The sequence below is a fragment of the Chryseoglobus sp. 28M-23 genome (assembly GCF_014789785.1).
Classification (GTDB): Bacteria; Actinomycetota; Actinomycetes; order Actinomycetales; family Microbacteriaceae; genus Microcella; species Microcella indica.
Genome location: NZ_CP061846.1, coordinates 526,953 through 544,845, shown reverse-complemented (window position 1 = coordinate 544,845; position 17,893 = coordinate 526,953). Strand labels below are relative to the sequence as shown.

The window sequence follows — 17,893 nt, the reverse complement described above, 5'->3', positions numbered from 1 at the left end:
TTCAGACCGGCTGACTCACGATGTGGTCTTGCGCTTGAGCCAGCCGAAGATGCCGGTGGCGAGGAAGAGCACGATGCCGACGACGGCGAGCCAGAAGAGGCCCTCGATGACGAAGCCGAGAATCGACAGCACCAGCCAAATGACGAGAAGGATGACGATGAACTGGATCATCTCCGCCACGCTACTCGGCTCTCGGTAACGCGCCCAGGAGGGCGCCCAGGAGATGCACAGGCTCTCGGCGCCGCCGCACGAGTGCGCACTGCGCACTCGCCGCCAGTCCGGGACAGAATGAGCGCATGACCGTCATCGATCGCACCCGACTCACCGAACTCGCCGAGCGCGAGCAGGCCGCCTTCGCCGCGGCACGGCCCCGCTCGCGCGCCGCCTACGAGGGCGCCGAGCACCTCTTCGGACGGGTGCCCATGACCTGGATGAACAAGAAGTCGGGCGCCTTCCCGATCTACCTCGATCGCGCCCAGGGCAATCGCGTGTGGGACATCGACGGGCACGAGTACATCGACTTCGCCCTCGGCGACACCGGCTCGATGGCCGGGCACTCGAACCCCGCCGTCGTCGAGGCCGTCACCCGCCGCATCGACGAGCTCGGCGGCCTCGTGACGATGCTGCCGACGGAGGACGCCGAGTGGGTCGGCGCCGAGCTGTCCCGCCGATTCCGCATGGACCGCTGGTCGTTCTCGCTGACGGCGACGGATGCGAATCGCTGGGCGATTCGACTCGTGCGCGCGATCACCGGAAAGCCGAAGATCCTCTTCCACTCGTACTGCTACCACGGATCGGTCGACGAGTCGCTCGTCGTCGTCGGGCCCGACGGCGAGAGCATGGCGCGCCCCGGCAACGTGGGCGCCCCGGTCGACGTCACGGAGACGTCGCGCGCCGCCGAGTACAACGACCTGCCGGGCCTCGAGCGCGCCCTCGCGCACGGCGACGTCGCCGCGGTGCTCATCGAGCCTGCCCTGACCAACATCGGCATCGTCCTGCCCGAGCCGGGCTACCTCGAAGGCGTGCGCGAGCTGACCCGCCAGTACGACGCGCTGCTCATCATCGATGAGACCCACACGTTCTCGGCCGGGCCCGGTGGCATGACGACGGCGTACAACCTCGAGCCCGACCTGGTCGTCATCGGCAAGTCGATCGGCGGGGGCATCCCGACCGGGGCCTACGGCCTCTCAGCCGAGTTCGCCGAGCGCGCGCTCGCGCGCGACGACCTCGACCTCGTCGACATGGGAGGCGTCGGCGGCACCCTCGCGGGCAACCCGGTCTCGGTCGCGGCGATGCGCGCGACGCTCGAGCACGTGCTGACCGACGAGGCCTTCGCGCACATGATCGACACGGCGACGTACTTCACCGACGGGGTCAACGAGCTGTTCGACCGGTACGAGCTGCCGTGGGCGATCAACCAGCTCGGGGCGCGCGCCGAGTACCGCTTCGCCCGGCCGTACCCGATCAACGGCACGCTCGCGGCCGAGGCCGCCGACGGCGAGCTCGAAGACGTCATCCACCTCTACCTCGCCAACCGCGGCATCATGCTGACGCCGTTCCACAACATGGCGCTCATGGCGCCCATGACGACGCGGGCCGACGTGGATGCTCACCACGAGGTCTTCGAGGCGTGCATCCGAGAGCTGCTCGCGCTGTAGCTGTCTCCGGCGCACGAGTGTGCCACGTAGTGGCAACTGTGCTCGCTGTAGGCGGCACAGTTGCCACCCACGGGCACAGTTGTACCAGGCGGAGGTGCCGCAGCAGGTTAGGCGGCGCCGTCGAACATCGAGGTGACCGACCCGTCGTCGAACACCTCGTGGATGGCGCGCGCGAGCAGAGGCGCGATGGGCAGCACCGTGAGGCGATCCCAGCGCTTGTCGGCCGGCACGGGCAGCGTGTCGGTCACGACGACCTGGTCGATCGACTCATCCTGGAGGATCTCGAAGGCCGGGTCGCTGAAGATCGCGTGAGTCGCGGCGACGACGACGCCCGTGGCGCCCGACTTCTTGAGCGCCTCCGCGGCCTTGACGATCGTGCGACCGGTGTCGATCATGTCGTCGACGAGCAGGCACACTCGGCCCTCCACCTCGCCGACGATCTCGTGCACGGTCACCTGGTTGTGCACCATCGGGTCGCGCCGCTTGTGGATGATCGCGAGTGGAGCATCCAGCTTCTGGCTCCAGATGTCGGCGACGCGCACGCGCCCCATGTCGGGCGAGACGACGGTGAGCGTCGCCGGGTCGAGCTGGGCGCGGAAGTGCTCGAGCAGCACGGGCATCGCGAAGAGGTGGTCGACGGGGCCATCGAAGAAGCCTTGAATCTGAGCGGCGTGGAGGTCGACGCTCATGATGCGGTCGGCGCCGGCGGCCTTGAACAGGTCAGCAACCAGTCGCGCGCTGATGGGCTCGCGACCTCTGCCCTTCTTGTCTTGACGCGAGTAGGGGTAGAAGGGCGCGACGACCGTGATGCGCTTGGCGCTGGCCCGCTTGAGGGCGTCGACCATGACGAGCTGCTCCATGAGCGCCTCGTTGATGGGCTTCGCGTGCGACTGCAGCACGAAGGCGTCGCACCCGCGCACGCTCTCGTCGTAGCGAGCGTAGATCTCGCCGTTGGCGAAGGTGCGGGCGTCGGTGTGCACGACGTCGGTCTGCAGGTATTCGGCGACCTGCGCGGCAAGCTCGGGGTGGGAGCGCCCCGACACGATGACGAGTCTCTTCTGGCCGGTGATCTTGATGCTGGCCACTACTGCCCGCCTTCCGCCGCGATGTGCGACTTGTCGTGTTCTGGTCGCCTACTCGGTGCTCTGGTCCCCGTCGGCGTCGGATGCGGCCGCTGCCGCCTCCGCCGCAGCCGTCCCCGGGCGATTCGCCGCCACCCACCGTGGAACAGTGCGCTGAGGTGCGTGGTTCACCGCGAGGGCGCCGGCCGGAACATCCTTGCGGACCACCGTTCCCGCTCCCGTGTACGCTCCGTCCCCAATCCTAACGGGGGCGACGAACACGTTGTGCGAGCCCGTCCTCACGTGCGCGCCCACCTCGGTGCGGTGCTTGGTCACGCCGTCGTAGTTGGCGGTGATCGTGCCAGCGCCGATGTTGGAGCCCTCCCCCACCGTGGTGTCGCCGATGTAGCTCAAGTGCGGCACTTTGCTGCCGAGCCCGATGACCGCGTTCTTGGTCTCGACGAAGGTGCCGATCTTGCCGTCCGCGGCGAGCCGAGTGCCGGGGCGGAGGTAGGAGAAGGGGCCGACGGATGCGCCCGCTCCGATCACGGCGAGGGTTCCGTCGGTGCGGCTCACCCGCGCGTCCTCGCCCACCTCGCAGTCGGTGAGGGTCGTGTCGGGGCCGACGACGGCGCCGCGCGCGATCGTCGTCGCACCCTTGAGCTGCGTGCCGGGCAGCACCTCGGAGTCCTCCTCGAGGGTGACGGTGCGGTCGATCCACACGCTCGCGGGGTCGCTGATGGTGACGCCGGCGAGCTGCCAGCCGCGCACGATCATCTGGTTGAGGCGCAGGGCCGCGTCGGCGAGCTGCACGCGGTCGTTGATGCCCGCGACGATCCAGCTCTGGCCGGCGGGCAGAGCGGCGACGGGATGCTCGTCGCCGCGCAGCAGCCCGATGACGTCGGTGAGGTACTTTTCCTGGGCCGCGTTGTCGGTCGAGACGAGGGCGAGCTTCTCGCGCAGCGGAACCGTGCGGAAGACATAGGTGCCCGAGTTGATCTCGGTGAGCGCGCGCTCCTCGTCGGTGGCGTCCTTCTGCTCGACGATGCGGTCGAGCGCGCCAGAAGGGTCGCGCACGATGCGGCCGTAGCCGGTGGCGTCGTCGAGCACGGCGCTCAGCACGGTCGCGGCGGCCTCGGCTCCGCGGTGCCGCGCGAGCAGGGAGGCGAGGGTTTCGGCGTCGAGCAACGGAACGTCGCCCGAGACGACGAGCACGTCGCCGTCGAAGTCGTCGGGCAGCGCGGCGAGGCCCGCCTCGACGGCCCGACCCGTGCCGGGAATCTCGTCTTGGTCGGCGATGATCGTGTGGGCATCCAGGTCGGCGATCGCGGCGGCGACCACGTCGCGCTCGTGACGCACGACGGCGACGACGTGCGCGGGGTCGAGGGCACGGGCCGTCGCGAGAACATGGCCGATGAGCGGCACGCCGGCGAGCGGGTGCAGAACCTTCGGGGTGCGCGACTTCATGCGCGTGCCCTGCCCTGCGGCGAGGACGATGACGGCGAGGCGCGAATCGGTCATGGCCCCATTGTGTCAGCGGTCGTCATTGTGTCAGCGGTCGTCGCCCACGGGAGCGGACCTCGAGTACTGTGCCGATTTGTTTCCCCTTCCAGCTTCTTGGAAGTTATTTCGAGAAAACTGAGTTGTTTCTTGATACAGTGAAAACTGTGAAATCTGGAAACAACCCCGGCATCGCTGTTCTCATGAACGTCGTGCCGCCCGCCATGATGCCAGTCGACGGCATCAACCATGTCGAGCTCCGCTACAACGGCACAACGATCCGACTCGATCCAGAATGGATCGGTGAAGGGTTCCCTGCCGACGTTCGAATACTGCTCAATAAGGCGCGCAATCCGGAGCAGCGCGGAACAATGGTCGTCACCGCGCGCCGCATGAGCCCCGGTGCAGTCGAGTTGCTCACTGAGCACCGGCTCTCGTGGGCGGATGCCGCTGGTCACGCAGAGATCACCCCAGATAGCGGCATATACATATCCCGACAGAAGCCGAAACCGATCCCGCGCCGCATGCTGACCGGAATGAACTGGTCACCCAGCGCGAAGCGGGTCGTCGAGTACATCCTCAGCCGTCAGATATCCGCGGTGAGTCCAGCACCCACACCGTGGAGCAGTATTGACCGCATCTCGTTGATCGCTGAAGCAACAGGGATCTCGCCAAGTTCGGTTGCCAAGGTCCTGCTCATGCTCGATAACGAGGGCTACACCTCCAAGTTCGGCCCAGAAAGAGGGCCGACATCGTGGCGAGAGCTTCCGCAGCGGGGGAGGCTGTTGAGCGATTGGGCGGCCTGGTACAAGCGATCCACCCACAGCGAGGAGGGTGCAGAACTTCACGTGCTCTCGCGCGAACCTCGCGATTGGCAACGCTACCTTTCCCAAGGTCTCACAACTACACCGTGGGCAGTCTCCGGCTGGCTTGGTGCCTCTGCACTTGCCCCGTTCACAACATCTGTGCCGGACATGATTGTCTACGTTCCCGACAAGGACTTCGAAAGCTCAATCGAGCGACTAACGCGCCACGACGACATGACGGTCGTCGATCGGGGTGGACGCGTGCATCTTCGCAGCGCACCGCGCTTCACCTTCGAATTCGATCGACACATCGATGGGCTGCCCGTCGCGTCTCCGGTACGGGTCTATGCGGACCTGGTGCGTTCTGGCGGGCGGGCGCTAGAGGCTGCGGAACACCTTCGGGAGATCGCGATTGGCTTCTGACGAGCGAAGTAGTGCCACCCGTCACCGGGCGGAAGAAGTGCTCGTGCGGTTGGCCCTGCTTGCAGGACCTCACGTTTCCGACTTCGTCGTCATCGGCGGGTTGAACCCCGACTTCTTGGCGCCCGACTCGCCATACCCGCACCTGGGAACGACCGACGTGGATTTACTCTTCGAGTTGGGTCTCAGTCTTGAGCGCGATGATCAGGACTTCGAGTGGCTGGATCAGGCTCTCGAGGCTGCGCAGTTCCATCCCAGGTCAGGCGACCACGGGTGGCAATGGAACGGAGTGCTCGGTGACTCCGTAGTAAGGCTCGATCTGCTCAGCGATGTCTACGACCACCCCGGTCAACCGATGGCGCTCCCGGGGGGCGACCAGGGCGAGGGTCCAAAATTTTCGCGGGCCGGCGGCTGCGTTGCACGATCCTATCGAGCGCAACCTCCGGGTTCCGACCGCGATACTTGCAGAGTTGCCGGGAGCGCCGGATGCCGTGCGCTTGAAGTTCGCCAGCTTGGGGGGTTACCTGGCCGCGAAGTCTGCAGCGATGATGTCGCGCGGCGAAGACAAGGACGCGTACGATCTCGCTTTCGTGATCATGTACGCGCCGCGCGGGCCTCGTGCCGCTGCGGCCGCCGTTGCGGAGGTTCGGCTACCTCCGCACGTGGAGCCGGTCAGGGAGATAGTTGTAGAAGCCGTGAGCAAGCTCGCAGACCCGGCGTCCGGCATTGTGGGCGCAGTTGTGCTCCAACTCAACCAGGCCGGTGACGATTCGCCGACGGAGCAACTGCGGGCAGACGTGAGCCAGTCGGCTCAAGCGTTTCTTCGCGGACTAGAGAGTGCCTAGCCAGCCAAAGTTCTCGAGCGTGTCGGCGCCCATTCACGACGTGACTCGACTGACCGTCACTCCGGAGCGATCCTTCGGATCGCTCCGCCCCCAGGACTCGAACCTGGACCTAACAGCTCCAAAGGCTGTCGTGCTGCCATTACACCAAGGCGGAAAGCGCCCCCAGAGAGGGACGGCTCCAGTCTGCCAGAGCGCGCGCGAGCACTCGAAAGGGCGACGCCGAGGCGCGCACCTCGATAATAGAGGGATGACGCAGCCGGACGAGGTCGACCGCATCGTCGACGCGTGGCGCCGCGAGCGCCCCGACCTCGACGTCGAACCGCTGCAGGTGCTCTCGCGCGTGAGCCGCCTCGCGCGCCACCTCGACCGCGCGCGCAAGGCCGCCTTCGCGGCCTCCGAGCTCGAGTCGTGGGAGTTCGACGTGCTCTCCGCTCTGCGTCGCGCGGGTGAACCCTACGAGCTCAGCCCCAAGGCTCTGCTGCAGCAGACGCTCGTCTCGAGCGGCACCATGACCAATCGGGTCGACCGGCTCACCGTGCGCGGGCTCGTCGAGCGTCGCACCGACCCCAACGATGGGCGGAGCATCCGGGTCAGGATGTCGGCGGAGGGGCGCAGCCGCGTCGACCGCGCGATCGGCGTGCTGCTGCAAAGCGAAGCCGAGCTGCTCGAGAGGCTGCCGCGCGCCGATCAGACGCAGCTCGCCGACCTGCTGCGCACGCTCGGTGCAGGCTTCGACGAGATGCCTGCCTGAGCTGTGCCTACGCGCTCGCCATGAGGGGCAGCAGGAACGCGACGATCGTCGCGATCGCCCCGACGGTGGTGAGGATGCCGCCGAGAGTCAGAAGCACTCGCCCGTCGTGCGAGGGGTCGTCGAGGCGCGGCGTGTCCGGGCGCGAGGGGTGCACCCACACAGTGCGGGCATCCCCGACAGCAGGAATCTGACCCGTGAGCGGCGACGTGCTCTCGCGCACCTCGCCCTCCTCCCCGAACCAGCGGATCTTCGCATCGCGGTCGCGCACCGTCGCGACGACAGCTTTCGCCGTCGTGTAGCGGCTCGACCACGCGCGACGGCCGATGCCGATCACGAGGAGCACGAGACCCACGGGGAGGGCGAGCCACGCGAAGACCTCGGCGGCGATCGCGATGGCATCGAGGGGCTCGGTCACCCTCACATCGTAGGGCCAGTCGGGCTCAGGCGGTGGGGACGAGCTCCGCGAGGAGCGCCTGGATGCGGCCCTTGATGTCGTCGCGGATCACGCGCACCGACTCGATGCCCTGCCCGGCAGGATCCTCGAGCTCCCAATCTTCGTAGCGCTTGCCGGGGAAGATCGGGCACGCGTCGCCGCAGCCCATCGTGATGACGACGTCCGAGTCGCGCACGGCCTCCGTCGTGAGCACCTTGGGCGTGTTGTTCGCGATGTCGATGCCCTCCTCCGCCATGGCCTCGACCGCGGTCGGGTTGATCTGATCCTTGGGCTCCGAACCGGCCGTGAGCACCTCGACGCGGTCGCCGGCGAAGTGGCGCAAGTAGCCGGCGGCCATCTGCGAGCGGCCGGCGTTGTGGACGCAGACGAACAGGACGGTGGGGGTGTCGGACACGGGTGCTCCCTCGTGGGTGAGTAGGTGCGCGGGCGGGCCGACCCCGGAGGGGTCGCACCTGATGTATTGATGAACGTCGATGACCAGGATACGCTCGTCGCATCGACCACTGTCAATGGAACAGCCCGACGGTGAACGCACGATGAACGAGGGGATGCCCGCATGACCATACGAGAACTGCTGCCCGTCATCGACGCCACGGCGTGCTGCTCGCCCCTCACGCGCGAGACGATCAGCGCCGACCACGCCGACGACCTCGCCCGTTCGCTCAAGGCCCTCGCCGACCCGGCGCGATTGAGGCTCATCTCGATCGTCGCCGCGAGCGAGGGCGCCGAGGCATGCGTGTGCGACCTCACCGAGCCGCTCGGTCTCAGCCAGCCGACCGTCTCGCACCACCTCAAGGTGCTCGTCGACTCCGGATACCTCGAGCGCGAGAAGCGCGGCACGTGGGCGTACTTCCGGCTCGTGCCCGGCTCGCTCGACTCCGTCGCCCACCTCCTCGCGACGGTCTAAGCCCGTGACCACTCCCCCGCTGCCCCGCCGCCTGCTCGCCGAATACCTCGGCAGCGCTCTGCTCGCCGCGATCGTCATCGGCTCCGGCATCATGGCGACGACCCTCACGCCCGACGTCGGCGTACAGCTGCTCATCAACGCACTCGCGACAGCGATGGGCCTCACGGTGCTCATCCTCGTCTTCGGCCCCGTCGGCGGGGCGCACTTCAACCCCGCCGTGACCCTCGCCATCGCGACCCTGGGCGGAATGCGGTGGCGGGATGCCCCCGCGTACGTCGTCGCGCAGATCGCGGGGTGCGCATCCGGCGCGATTCTCGGCAACGCGATGTTCGCCCTGCCCGCGGTCACGATCAGTACAACCGCACGCGCGACGGGGGCCAACCTGCTCGCCGAGGTCGTCGCCGCAGCGGGACTCGTGCTCGTGATCCTCGCCCTCGTGCGCTCGAACCGGCTCGACTGGGTGGCGCCCGCGGTCGGTGCCTACATCGGCTCGGCGTACTTCTTCACCGCCTCCACGAGCTTCGCGAACCCCGCCATCACGATCGGGCGGATGCTGTCAGACACCTTCGCGGGAATCGCCCCGGCGAGCGCCCCGCCCTTCATCGCCGCGCAACTGCTCGGCGCAGCCATCGCCGTCGGGCTCGCCGTGCTGCTCTACCCGCGCACCGTCATCGTCGTCGCCGAGACGCCGCGCGACCCCGACGAGCCCGGCACGCTCACGGACGCCGCCGCGAAGCACGGCTACCGCGTCGACCTGCAGATGGGCCTCACCCGCTGATCAGCCGCGTCGAGTTGTGCGCTTCTGTCGAACAGGAGTGTCGCGAACCGTCAACTCGACAGAAGCACTCGACTCGACACCTCTCGGCGCGCTAGTGCCCGGCGCCGAGGTGGCCGGCGAGGCGCCCGTGCAGCGCTGACGACTCGTCATTCATGTCGATGATCTCGACGCTCTTGCCGTAGCGCTCGTACTTCGTCGTGATGGCGTCGAGCGAGGCGACCGTCGAGGCGTCCCAGATGTGCGAGCGCGAGAGGTCGATGACGACGTACTCGGGGTCGTCGCGGTAGTGGAACTGCGTCGTGAGGTCGTTGCTCGAGGCGAAGAACAGCTCCCCGTCGACCGTGTACAGCGCCGACTGCGTTCCGTCGAGCGCGTCGACGATGCGCCGCTCCACGGTCGCGAAGTGGGCGACCCGGCGGGCGAAGAGCGCCATGGCGACGACCACACCGAGACCGACCCCGATGGCGAGGTTGTGCGTGACGACGACCGCGACGACCGTCGTGACCATGACGGAGGTCTCGCTCTTCGGAATGCGCCGCAGCGTGCCCAGCTGCACGCTGTGCCAGTCGAACGTCGCGAAGGCCACCATGACCATGACGGCGACGAGCGCAGCCATGGGGATCGCCGCGACGACATCGCCGAGGGCGAGTACCAGGACGAGGAGGAACACGCCGGCGAAGAACGTCGAGAGGCGTGTGCGCGCTCGCGAGACCTTCACGTTGATCATCGTCTGGCCGATCATGGCGCACCCGCCCATGCCGCCGAAGAAGCCGCTGAGCACGTTGGCGATGCCCTGGCCGTACGCCTCACGGGTCTTGCCCGACGGGGTGTCGGTGATGTCGTCGACGAGCTTCGCCGTCAGCAGCGACTCGAGAAGCCCGACGACCGCGAGGGCGATCGCGTATGGCCCGATGATGCCGAGCGTCTCGAGGTTCAGCGGCACGTCCGGCCAGAGCAGCTCGGGCAGGCTCTCGGGCAGGTCGCCCTGGTCGCCCACAGTCGGAACCGTGATCGACATCCACGCGACGAGAACCGTCACGACGACGACCGCGACGAGCGGTGCCGGCACGACAGTCGTGAGGCGGGGCATCCCGATCATGATGAGGAGGCCGACCGCGACGAGCGGGTAGACCTGCCACGGCACATCGAACAGGTAGGGCAGCTGCGCGGTGAAGATGAGGATCGCGAGCGCGTTGACGAAGCCGACCATCACCGAGCGCGGGATGAAGCGCATGATCTTGGCGAAGCCGGTCGCCGCCATGACCACCTGGATGAGCCCGCCGAGAATCACCGTGGCGATGAAGTAGTCGGTGCCGTACTCGCGCGCGACCGGCGCGATCACGAGCGCGATCGCTCCCGTCGCGGCGGTGATCATGGCGGGGCGACCGCCGAGGAAGGCGATCGCGACGGCCATGACGAACGAGGAAAACAGCCCGACGCGCGGGTCGACGCCCGCGATGATCGAGAAGGCGATCGCCTCGGGGATGAGCGCGATCGCGACGACGAGGCCCGCGAGCACCTCGCGCGTGAGGATGCGCGGGCTGCGCAGCGCGCCGAGCGTCTGGGACTGGCGGAACGGAATCTTGGACAGCAGGGACACGGAGGTCACCCTTCGATCGGGCGCGGATCGCGCGCACAGGACATGACAGGAGCGCGTCATCGCGCGGCAGGCAGTCCTGCGGATTCAGCGGCGGCCGCGGCGCACAGGCACAAGCGGCGTCCAGATCGAACCGGGGGTGTGGGAAGGTGACGCAGACTGCGGCGTCGCTCCCAGCCTACACGGAGCGTCGCCAGGCACTCCGGGCAGTGTTCTCTAGGCGAGCAGCTCGCCGAGCTCGAGCCAGCGCGTCTCGACGGTGGCGAGCTGCGACTCGAGCCCGCGCACTTGCTCGTGCAGAGCGCCCATGCCGGCGTAGTCGGCGGGGTCGTGCTCGGCGAGCTGGACGTGCAGCGCGTCGATCTGGCCCTGCAGCTTGGCGATCTTGCGCTCGGCGGCGGCGAGCTCCTTCTCGGCGTTGCGCTTCTCCGCCCCCAACAGGCGAGAGACGGGGGCCGCGGTCGCGGATGCTCCTCCCGCCTCCGTGACGGAGGCCACGGTCGCGCGCCCCGCATCCTGCGATCCCGTGGGCACCGCGGCGGACGCCGCGATGCGCAGATACTCGTCGACCCCACCCGGCAGGTGGCGCAGCCGCCCGTTCAGGATCGCGTACTGGTTGTCGGTGACGCGCTCGAGCAGGTACCGGTCGTGGCTCACGACGACGAGCGTGCCGGGCCACGAGTCGAGCAGGTCCTCGATCGCCGCGAGCATGTCGGTGTCCATGTCGTTGGTGGGCTCGTCCATGATGAGCACGTTGGGCTCGTCGAGCAGGATCAGCAGCAGCTGGAGGCGGCGCTTCTGTCCACCGGAGAGGTCTTTCACGGGGGTGGAGAGCTGGGCCGAGGTGAAGCCCATGCGCTCGAGCAACTGGCCCGGCGTGAGCTCTTTGCCGCCCGTGACGTAGGTCGTGCGCTTCTCGGCGATGACGGCGCTCACACGCTGGTGGGCGACGGCGCTCAGGTCGCCGAGCTGCTGGTCGAGTGTCGCGACGACGACGGTCTTTCCCCGCTTGACGCGGCCGGTGGTGGGCTCGAGCGAGCCGTCGATGAGCTTGAGCAGTGTGGACTTGCCGGCGCCGTTGATGCCGAGGATGCCCGTGCGCTCGCCGGGAGCGATGCGCCACTCGACATCGCGCAGGATCTCGGTGTCGCCGTAGCTCACGCCGACGTCGAGCAGGTCGATGACGTCTTTGCCGAGGCGCGAAGTGGCCATCTGCGCGAGCTCGACGGTGTTGCGCAGCGGCGGCACGTCGGCGATGAGCGCGTTCGCGGCCTCGATGCGGAACTTCGGCTTGGCCGTGCGGGCGGGCGCCCCGCGCCGCAGCCAGGCGAGCTCCTTCTTCATGAGGTTCTGGCGCTTCGACTCCATGGTCGCCGCTTGACGGTCGCGCTCCATGCGCTGCAGCACATAGGCCGCATAGCCGCCCTCGAAAGGCTCCACGATGCGGTCGTGCACCTCCCACGTGTTCTCGCTGATCTCGTCGAGGAACCACCGGTCGTGCGTCACGACGAGCAGGGCGCCCTGCCCGCGCGGCCACCGGCGCTTGAGGTGCTCGGCGAGCCACGCGACGCCGCCGATGTCGAGGTGGTTGGTGGGCTCGTCGAGCACGACGATGTCCCATTCCCGACTGAGAAGGGCGGCGAGGGCGACGCGGCGGCGCTGGCCACCGCTCAGGTCGTCGACCAGGGTGCTGCCGGGGATGTCGGCGATGAGCCCCGCGAGCACGTCGCGCACGTTGGCGTCTCCCGCCCACTCGTGCTCGTCGCGGTCGCCCACGACGGTGTCGATGACCGTGCGACCCGTTCCCAGGTCATCGGTCTGGTCGAGCATCCCGAGGGTCACGCCGCGGCGGCGCGTGACGCGACCGTCGTCGGGCTCCTGGAGGCCGGCGAGGATGCGCAGCAGGGTGGACTTGCCGTCGCCGTTGCGCCCGACCACGCCGATGCGGTCGCCGTCGCCGATGCCCACCGTGACCCCCTCGAGGACGACGCGGGTGGGATATTCGACGCGGAGCTGCTCGGCTCCCAGCAGGTGGGCCATTCGCATCAGCCTAGAGGCAGGCCGCTGGGCGGTCGCGGGGTGCCAGACGGGCGCGCGCCGAGGCGCGGCCGCGGAGGCTCAGCGGCCGGGCGCCCGGGAGAGCTGCTGCGTGAGCGCGTGCGCGTGCTGCAGGAGCGCGCGACCGAGCTCGCGGCGGCGGTCGTCGCGAAACCCCGACTCGATGCCCGTGAGCGAGAGGGCCCACGCGGGGCGGCCGCGCTCGTCGAACACCGCCGCGCCCATGCCCCAGCTTCCCTCGACCAGGAGGCCGGGATTCACCGAGTACCCGGTCGCGCGCGTGCGCTCCAGACGCTCGAGGAGCTGCGCGGTGGCGTGCGAGACTCCCCACTCTCCCTCGAGGCGAGCGCGGTCGAGGTACTCATCGCGCTCCTCCTGGGGCAGGAAGGCGAGGATCGCGAGGCCCGCCGATGCGACGCCGAGGGGGAAGCGGATGCCCTCGTGCAGCACGAACGAGCGGATCGGGAAGCTGCCCTCCTCCCGCAGGAGGCACACCGTCTCGTCACCGCGGCGCGCGGAGAGGAACGCGCTCTCCCCCGTGAGGCGCGCGAGCTCGCGCACGTGCTCGCGCGCGAGCTCGGCGATGTCGTAGCGCTCGGCGGCGATCGAGCCCATGAGGTAGAGCTCGGGGCCCGTGACCCAACCGGCACCATCTCGATCGAGGAAGCCCTCGGTGGCGAGCGCGCTCAGCAGGCGGTGGGCCGTCGGGCGCGTGAGGCGGGTCGCGGCCGCGACGTCGCTCGTCGAGATCGGCGCGGGGGCGTGGGCGCTCACCGCCCGCAGCACCGCACCCACGCGCGCGACGACCTGCGTACCGGTGCGCGGCTCGAGCGGAGCATTCATGTCCACATAATGGACCATCTCCGCCTCGGATTCCACAATGAGTGCAGACGTTGACCGTCCAGCGGGGGCTAGATAGCGTCAGCACTCATCAGAATGTGGTCACCGGTGACCCGCTGAGGAGGAGTCGAGATGGGCAGCAGCAAGGTCAGGAGCTCGGCGGCGGAGGCTCTCGAACCCGTCGTCACCGACGGGCAGACGATCGCGGTCGGAGGATTCGGGCTCAGCGGCAACCCCACCGACCTCATCGAAGCGCTGCGCGACCTGGGCGTGAAAGACCTCACGATCGTGAGCAACAACATGGGTGTCGACGGCGTCGCACTCGGTCTGCTCATCGAGAACCGACAGGTGCGCCGCGTCATCTCCTCCTACGTGGGCGAGAACAGACTCTTCGCCGAGCAGTACCTCTCGGGAGAGCTCGAGGTGGAGTTCGCACCTCAGGGGACGCTCGCCGAGCGCATGCGCGCGGGAGGCGCCGGCATCGGCGGCTTCTACACGCGCACGGGGGTCGGCACGCCCGTCGCCGAGGGCAAGCCGACGCGCGAGCTCGACGGCGTCGAGTACGTGCTCGAGCGCGGCATCGTCGCCGACGTCGCCCTCGTGCGGGGGCACCGCGCCGACCGCGAGGGCAATCTCATCTACCGGAAGACTGCGCGCAACTTCAACCCCCTCGCCGCCATGTGCGGCCGCGTCACCTTCGCCGAGGCGGAGATCATCGAGGAGAACTACCTCGACCCCGACGAGATTCACACCCCCGGCGTCTTCGTGCAGCACGTCGTGCCGGCGAGCGACCGCGAGAAGCCCATCGAGAAGCGCACGACGCGCCCGCGAACGGCGAGCGCAGAGACAGACGGAGGTCGCTGACATGAGCTGGACGCGTGAAGAGATGGCCGCGATCGCGGCACTCGAGCTCGCCGACGGGCAGTACGTGAACCTCGGCATCGGCATCCCGACCCTCGTCGCCAACTTCCTGCCCCCCGGGGTCTCGGTGTCGCTGCAGAGCGAGAACGGGATGCTCGGTATGGGCCCCTTCCCCGTCGAGGGCGAGGAGGACGCCGACCTCATCAACGCCGGCAAGCAGACCGTGACGATTCTGCCCGGCGGATCGTACTTCGACTCGGCGACCTCGTTCGCCATGATTCGCGGCGGGCACGTCGACATCGCCATCCTCGGCGCCCTGCAGGTCTCTGCCCGCGGCGACCTCGCCAACTGGATGATTCCCGGCAAGCTCGTCAAAGGCATGGGCGGCGCGATGGACCTCGTCGCGGGCGTGCCCCGCGTCGTCGTCATCACCGAGCACTGCGCGAAGGACGGCAGCCCGAAGATCGTCGCCGAGTGCGATCTGCCCCTCACGGGCGTCGGCGTCGTGCACCGCATCGTGAGCGATCGCGCGGTGTTCGACGTTACCGACAACGGACTCGTGCTGCGCCGCCTCGCGCCGGGCGAAGAACTCGATGCGCTACGGTCCGACACGGGCGCACCGTTCGCCGTCGAGCTGGAGGAGGCCGCATGAGCACCGTCATCGCGGGGTACGCCCGCACACCCTTCGTGAAGTTCTGCGGGGTCTTCTCCGCCCTCTCCGCGACAGAGCTCGGCGCGCACGCGACGACGGCCGCTCTCGGTCGCGCAGGAGTCTCCCCCGATCAGGTGGACCTCGTGATCGCCGGGCAGGTGCTCCAGGGCGGCGCGGGCCAGAACCCTGCGCGGCAGACAGCCGTCGCGGCGGGCATCCCGCTCACGACCCCCGCCGCCACCCTCAACGTCGTGTGCCTCTCGGGCAGCGAGGCCGTCGCCGCCGGCGCCCGCGCGATCGCCGCCGGCGAGGCGCGCATCGTCGTCGCGGTCGGCCAGGAGTCCATGACGCTCGCGCCGCACGTGCTGCGCGATGCCCGCATGGGGCGCCGCTATGGCGCGATGGAGGTCGTCGACACGCTCGAGCACGACGGTCTGAGCGATGCCTTCGAGCGCACCTCCATGGGCTCGCTCACGGAAGGCCACACGGCCTCCGCGCGCATTTCTCGCGATCGGCAGGACGCCTGGGCGGCGCGCTCCCACGAGCGCCTCGCGACTTCGGTCGGGATGCTCGCCGACGAGATCACGCCCGTGACGCCCTCCGCCAAGGTCGGTGCGATCACCGCAGACGACGGCCTGCGCGCCGACACGACGCCCGAGTCGCTCGCGCGTCTGCGCCCCGCGTTCGCGAGCGAGGGCACCGTCACCGCGGGCAACGCCTCGCAGATCTCCGACGGTGCGGCGGCGCTCGTGCTCGTCGAGGAGTCCTACGCCGCCGAGCTCGGCCTCACCCCGCTCGCGCGCATCGAGGCCGGCGCGCTCGTCGCCGGGCCCGACCTCTCCCTGCTCGAGCAGCCGGCCCGCGCGATCGAGGCGGCTCTCGACCGCGCCGGTCTGCGTGTCGACGAGCTCGCGGGCGTCGAGATCAACGAGGCCTTCGCCTCCGTGGCCGTGCGATCCGCCGACGTGCTCGGGGTCGATGACGAGCTCATCAACCCGCACGGCGGCGCGATCGCGCTCGGCCACCCGATCGGGGCCTCCGGTGCTCGCCTCGTGGGGCACCTCGCCCGCCGACTCCAGGCGCTCGGCGCGGGCTCGCTCGGCGCAGCTGCCCTGTGCGGCGGCGGCGGTCAGGGCTCGGCGATCGTGCTGCGCGCTCTCTGACTCCGCGCCCCTCCCCCACAGGGCAGAATAGGGGGATGCCCGCCGACGAGTCGCACGCCCAGCCCGCCAGCTCCACACCCGCCGACGGGCCGTCGCCTACCGCGAGCTCTGTGCCGGCGGAGGAGCCGATCGAGACCCGACCGATCCGCCGCGTGCTGCCGTGGACTCTCGTGTGGGCGGCGAGCATCATCCTGTTCGACCAGGGCACCAAGTACTGGGCCGAGGCGACGCTCGAGCGCGGCGTCGGTGTTCCCGTCATCGGCGACTGGATCGAGTGGCGGCTCGTCTACAACCCGGGGGCGGCCTTCGGCATCGGCGGCGACTACACCTGGATTCTGGCAATCGTGGCGGCGGTCGCCGTGGTCGGCATCGCCATCTTCGTCGCCCGCATCTCCAGTGTGCCGTGGGCTCTCGCCGGCGGAGCGCTCCTCGGCGGTGCGATCAGCCACCTCGGCGATCGGCTCTTCCGCGAGCCTGGCTTCGCGCGCGGGGAGATCGTCGACTTCATCGACTACTTCGGTTTCTTCGTCGGCAACGTCGCCGACATCGCCCTCGTCGGCGGTGCGATCGCGATCGTGCTGCTGAGCCTGCTCGGCGTCAGCCCGCGACGACCCGTGCCCCGTGAACAGGACCCGTCGCGCGCAGCACCGTCAACCGGGACGCACTGAGCGCAACCTGCAGCTCGAGCGCGGCATCCGCGTCGGCCGCGAGGAAGGCGACTGTCGGGCCGGAGCCCGAGACGATGCCCGCGAGGGCGCCCTGCAGCTCCCCCTGCTCGAGGGTCTGCGCGAGCTCGGGCTGCAGGTGCAGGGCCGGTGCCTGCAGGTCGTTGTAGAGGTACTCGGCGAGCTGGTGCGCGTCGCCCGCGCGCAGTGCCTGCAGCACCTCGACCTCGACGGCGGGCTGCTCGGGAGCAGGAGCGATGTCGCTCGCGTGACGCTCTCGATGCCGGTCGAGCTCTGCGTAGACCTCGGGCGTCGACAGCCCGGAGTCGGCGAGGGCGAGCACCCAGTGGAAGGTGCCCTGTGCGAGCGCGGGCGAGAGGCGGTCGCCCCGGCCCGTGCCGACGGCCGTGCCGCCCATGAGGGCGAAGGGAACGTCGGCGCCGAGCTCGGCGGCGAGAGACTGCAGCTCATCCCGACCGAGCCGGGTGCCCCACAGGTGGTCGCACGCGACGAGGGTCGCCGCCGCGTCGGCAGAGCCGCCCCCCATGCCGCCGGCGATCGGCACGTGCTTCTCGATGTCGAGAGCCACGCCACCGCGGTAGTCCGTCGTGCGGGCGAGCAGGCGCGCCGCGCGGATTGCGAGATTGCTGCCGTCGGTCGGCAGCCCGGCCGTGTCGATGGGGCCGCGGAAGCGCACCGAGAAGTCGTCGGCGTCGCGCGCGAAGACCTCCTCGTAGAGGGAGATCGCCTGATAGGCGGTCGCGACGTCGTGGTAGCCGTCGTCGAGGAGCGAACCGACCTTCATGAAGACATTGATCTTGCCCGGCGCCCGCGCGTGCACGACAGGAGGGGTCGCCGCAGCCGTCATGCCACCACC

18 protein-coding genes and 1 tRNA gene are annotated in these 17,893 nt (G+C 69.2%); 9 read left to right on the top strand and 10 right to left on the bottom strand.

Annotated elements, in window-relative coordinates:
- Window positions 1-15 precede the first annotated feature (15 nt).
- Entirely contained in the window at window positions 16-171 is a 156-nt protein-coding gene (locus IE160_RS02690) for a hypothetical protein (protein ID WP_179873231.1), read from the bottom strand.
- A 125-nt stretch (window positions 172-296) separates the two neighbouring features.
- On the opposite strand from IE160_RS02690, the gene IE160_RS02685 reads away from it, so the two are divergent.
- Window positions 297-1,658 carry a transaminase gene (locus tag IE160_RS02685; protein WP_179873230.1) on the top strand — a complete coding sequence of 454 codons (1,362 nt, stop codon included), beginning with the start codon at window positions 297-299 and terminating at the stop codon, window positions 1,656-1,658.
- 107 nt (window positions 1,659-1,765) lie between these two features.
- On the opposite strand, the gene IE160_RS02680 is transcribed toward IE160_RS02685, so the two are convergent.
- Both IE160_RS02680 and glmU read right to left on the bottom strand, forming a co-directional pair.
- On the bottom strand, window positions 1,766-2,743 hold the full coding sequence (locus tag IE160_RS02680; protein ID WP_152582129.1) for a ribose-phosphate diphosphokinase: 978 nt from the start codon (window positions 2,741-2,743) through the stop codon (window positions 1,766-1,768).
- 48 nt (window positions 2,744-2,791) lie between these two features.
- Window positions 2,792-4,240, bottom strand: a complete 1,449-nt coding sequence (gene glmU, locus IE160_RS02675) for a bifunctional UDP-N-acetylglucosamine diphosphorylase/glucosamine-1-phosphate N-acetyltransferase GlmU (RefSeq protein ID WP_191151584.1) — start codon at window positions 4,238-4,240, stop codon at window positions 2,792-2,794.
- 146 nt (window positions 4,241-4,386) lie between these two features.
- Here glmU and IE160_RS02670 point away from each other — a divergent pair, with 146 nt between their 5' ends.
- Entirely contained in the window at window positions 4,387-5,448 is a 1,062-nt protein-coding gene (locus tag IE160_RS02670) for a type IV toxin-antitoxin system AbiEi family antitoxin (protein WP_191151583.1), read from the top strand.
- Between the two features lie 924 nt (window positions 5,449-6,372).
- Here IE160_RS02670 and IE160_RS02665 read toward each other — a convergent pair.
- Window positions 6,373-6,444 (bottom strand) — tRNA-Gln (locus tag IE160_RS02665).
- Window positions 6,445-6,537: 93 nt separating this feature from the next.
- Between IE160_RS02665 and IE160_RS02660 the strand changes: the two genes are divergently transcribed.
- Window positions 6,538-7,041: a MarR family winged helix-turn-helix transcriptional regulator gene (locus tag IE160_RS02660; protein ID WP_191151582.1), complete on the top strand. Its 504-nt coding sequence runs from the start codon at window positions 6,538-6,540 to the stop codon at window positions 7,039-7,041.
- A 7-nt stretch (window positions 7,042-7,048) separates the two neighbouring features.
- Here the strand turns inward: IE160_RS02660 and IE160_RS02655 are convergent, their stop codons facing one another.
- Together IE160_RS02655 and IE160_RS02650 are read right to left on the bottom strand one after the other, a co-directional pair.
- On the bottom strand, window positions 7,049-7,456 hold the full coding sequence (locus IE160_RS02655) for a DUF3592 domain-containing protein (protein ID WP_179873225.1): 408 nt from the start codon (window positions 7,454-7,456) through the stop codon (window positions 7,049-7,051).
- Between the two features lie 25 nt (window positions 7,457-7,481).
- Window positions 7,482-7,889 carry an arsenate reductase ArsC gene (locus tag IE160_RS02650; protein ID WP_191151581.1) on the bottom strand — a complete coding sequence of 136 codons (408 nt, stop codon included), beginning with the start codon at window positions 7,887-7,889 and terminating at the stop codon, window positions 7,482-7,484.
- Window positions 7,890-8,051: 162 nt separating this feature from the next.
- Between IE160_RS02650 and IE160_RS02645 the strand changes: the two genes are divergently transcribed.
- Both IE160_RS02645 and IE160_RS02640 read left to right on the top strand, forming a co-directional pair.
- Complete coding sequence (locus tag IE160_RS02645; RefSeq protein ID WP_191151580.1) at window positions 8,052-8,402, top strand: ArsR/SmtB family transcription factor; 351 nt, start codon at window positions 8,052-8,054, stop codon at window positions 8,400-8,402.
- A 4-nt stretch (window positions 8,403-8,406) separates the two neighbouring features.
- On the top strand, window positions 8,407-9,180 hold the full coding sequence (locus IE160_RS02640; protein WP_191151579.1) for an MIP/aquaporin family protein: 774 nt from the start codon (window positions 8,407-8,409) through the stop codon (window positions 9,178-9,180).
- A gap of 91 nt (window positions 9,181-9,271) precedes the next feature.
- On the opposite strand, the gene IE160_RS02635 is transcribed toward IE160_RS02640, so the two are convergent.
- From IE160_RS02635 to IE160_RS02625, 3 genes are all read right to left on the bottom strand, one after another.
- Window positions 9,272-10,840, bottom strand: coding sequence for a SulP family inorganic anion transporter (locus IE160_RS02635; RefSeq protein ID WP_191151578.1), 1,569 nt, complete (start codon window positions 10,838-10,840; stop codon window positions 9,272-9,274).
- A 153-nt stretch (window positions 10,841-10,993) separates the two neighbouring features.
- Window positions 10,994-12,817: an ABC-F family ATP-binding cassette domain-containing protein gene (locus IE160_RS02630; RefSeq protein ID WP_191151577.1), complete on the bottom strand. Its 1,824-nt coding sequence runs from the start codon at window positions 12,815-12,817 to the stop codon at window positions 10,994-10,996.
- Window positions 12,818-12,895: 78 nt separating this feature from the next.
- Window positions 12,896-13,678, bottom strand: coding sequence for an IclR family transcriptional regulator (locus IE160_RS02625; protein ID WP_191151576.1), 783 nt, complete (start codon window positions 13,676-13,678; stop codon window positions 12,896-12,898).
- Window positions 13,679-13,807: 129 nt separating this feature from the next.
- On the opposite strand from IE160_RS02625, the gene IE160_RS02620 reads away from it, so the two are divergent.
- The 4 genes from IE160_RS02620 to IE160_RS02605 are packed head-to-tail and all read left to right on the top strand — an operon-like array spanning window position 13,808 to window position 17,019.
- Window positions 13,808-14,539: a CoA transferase subunit A gene (locus IE160_RS02620; protein WP_179873217.1), complete on the top strand. Its 732-nt coding sequence runs from the start codon at window positions 13,808-13,810 to the stop codon at window positions 14,537-14,539.
- A 1-nt stretch (window position 14,540) separates the two neighbouring features.
- Window positions 14,541-15,188, top strand: coding sequence for a CoA transferase subunit B (locus IE160_RS02615; protein WP_179873216.1), 648 nt, complete (start codon window positions 14,541-14,543; stop codon window positions 15,186-15,188).
- Complete coding sequence (locus IE160_RS02610; protein ID WP_179873215.1) at window positions 15,185-16,351, top strand: acetyl-CoA C-acyltransferase; 1,167 nt, start codon at window positions 15,185-15,187, stop codon at window positions 16,349-16,351. Before IE160_RS02615 ends, IE160_RS02610 begins: the two co-directional genes overlap by 4 nt.
- A 35-nt stretch (window positions 16,352-16,386) precedes the next feature.
- Complete coding sequence (locus IE160_RS02605) at window positions 16,387-17,019, top strand: signal peptidase II (RefSeq protein WP_179873214.1); 633 nt, start codon at window positions 16,387-16,389, stop codon at window positions 17,017-17,019.
- Here IE160_RS02605 and IE160_RS02600 read toward each other — a convergent pair.
- Window positions 16,949-17,884, bottom strand: coding sequence for a 4-(cytidine 5'-diphospho)-2-C-methyl-D-erythritol kinase (locus tag IE160_RS02600; RefSeq protein WP_179873213.1), 936 nt, complete (start codon window positions 17,882-17,884; stop codon window positions 16,949-16,951). The genes IE160_RS02605 and IE160_RS02600 overlap by 71 nt on opposite strands.
- Between the last annotated feature and the right edge of the window lie 9 nt (window positions 17,885-17,893).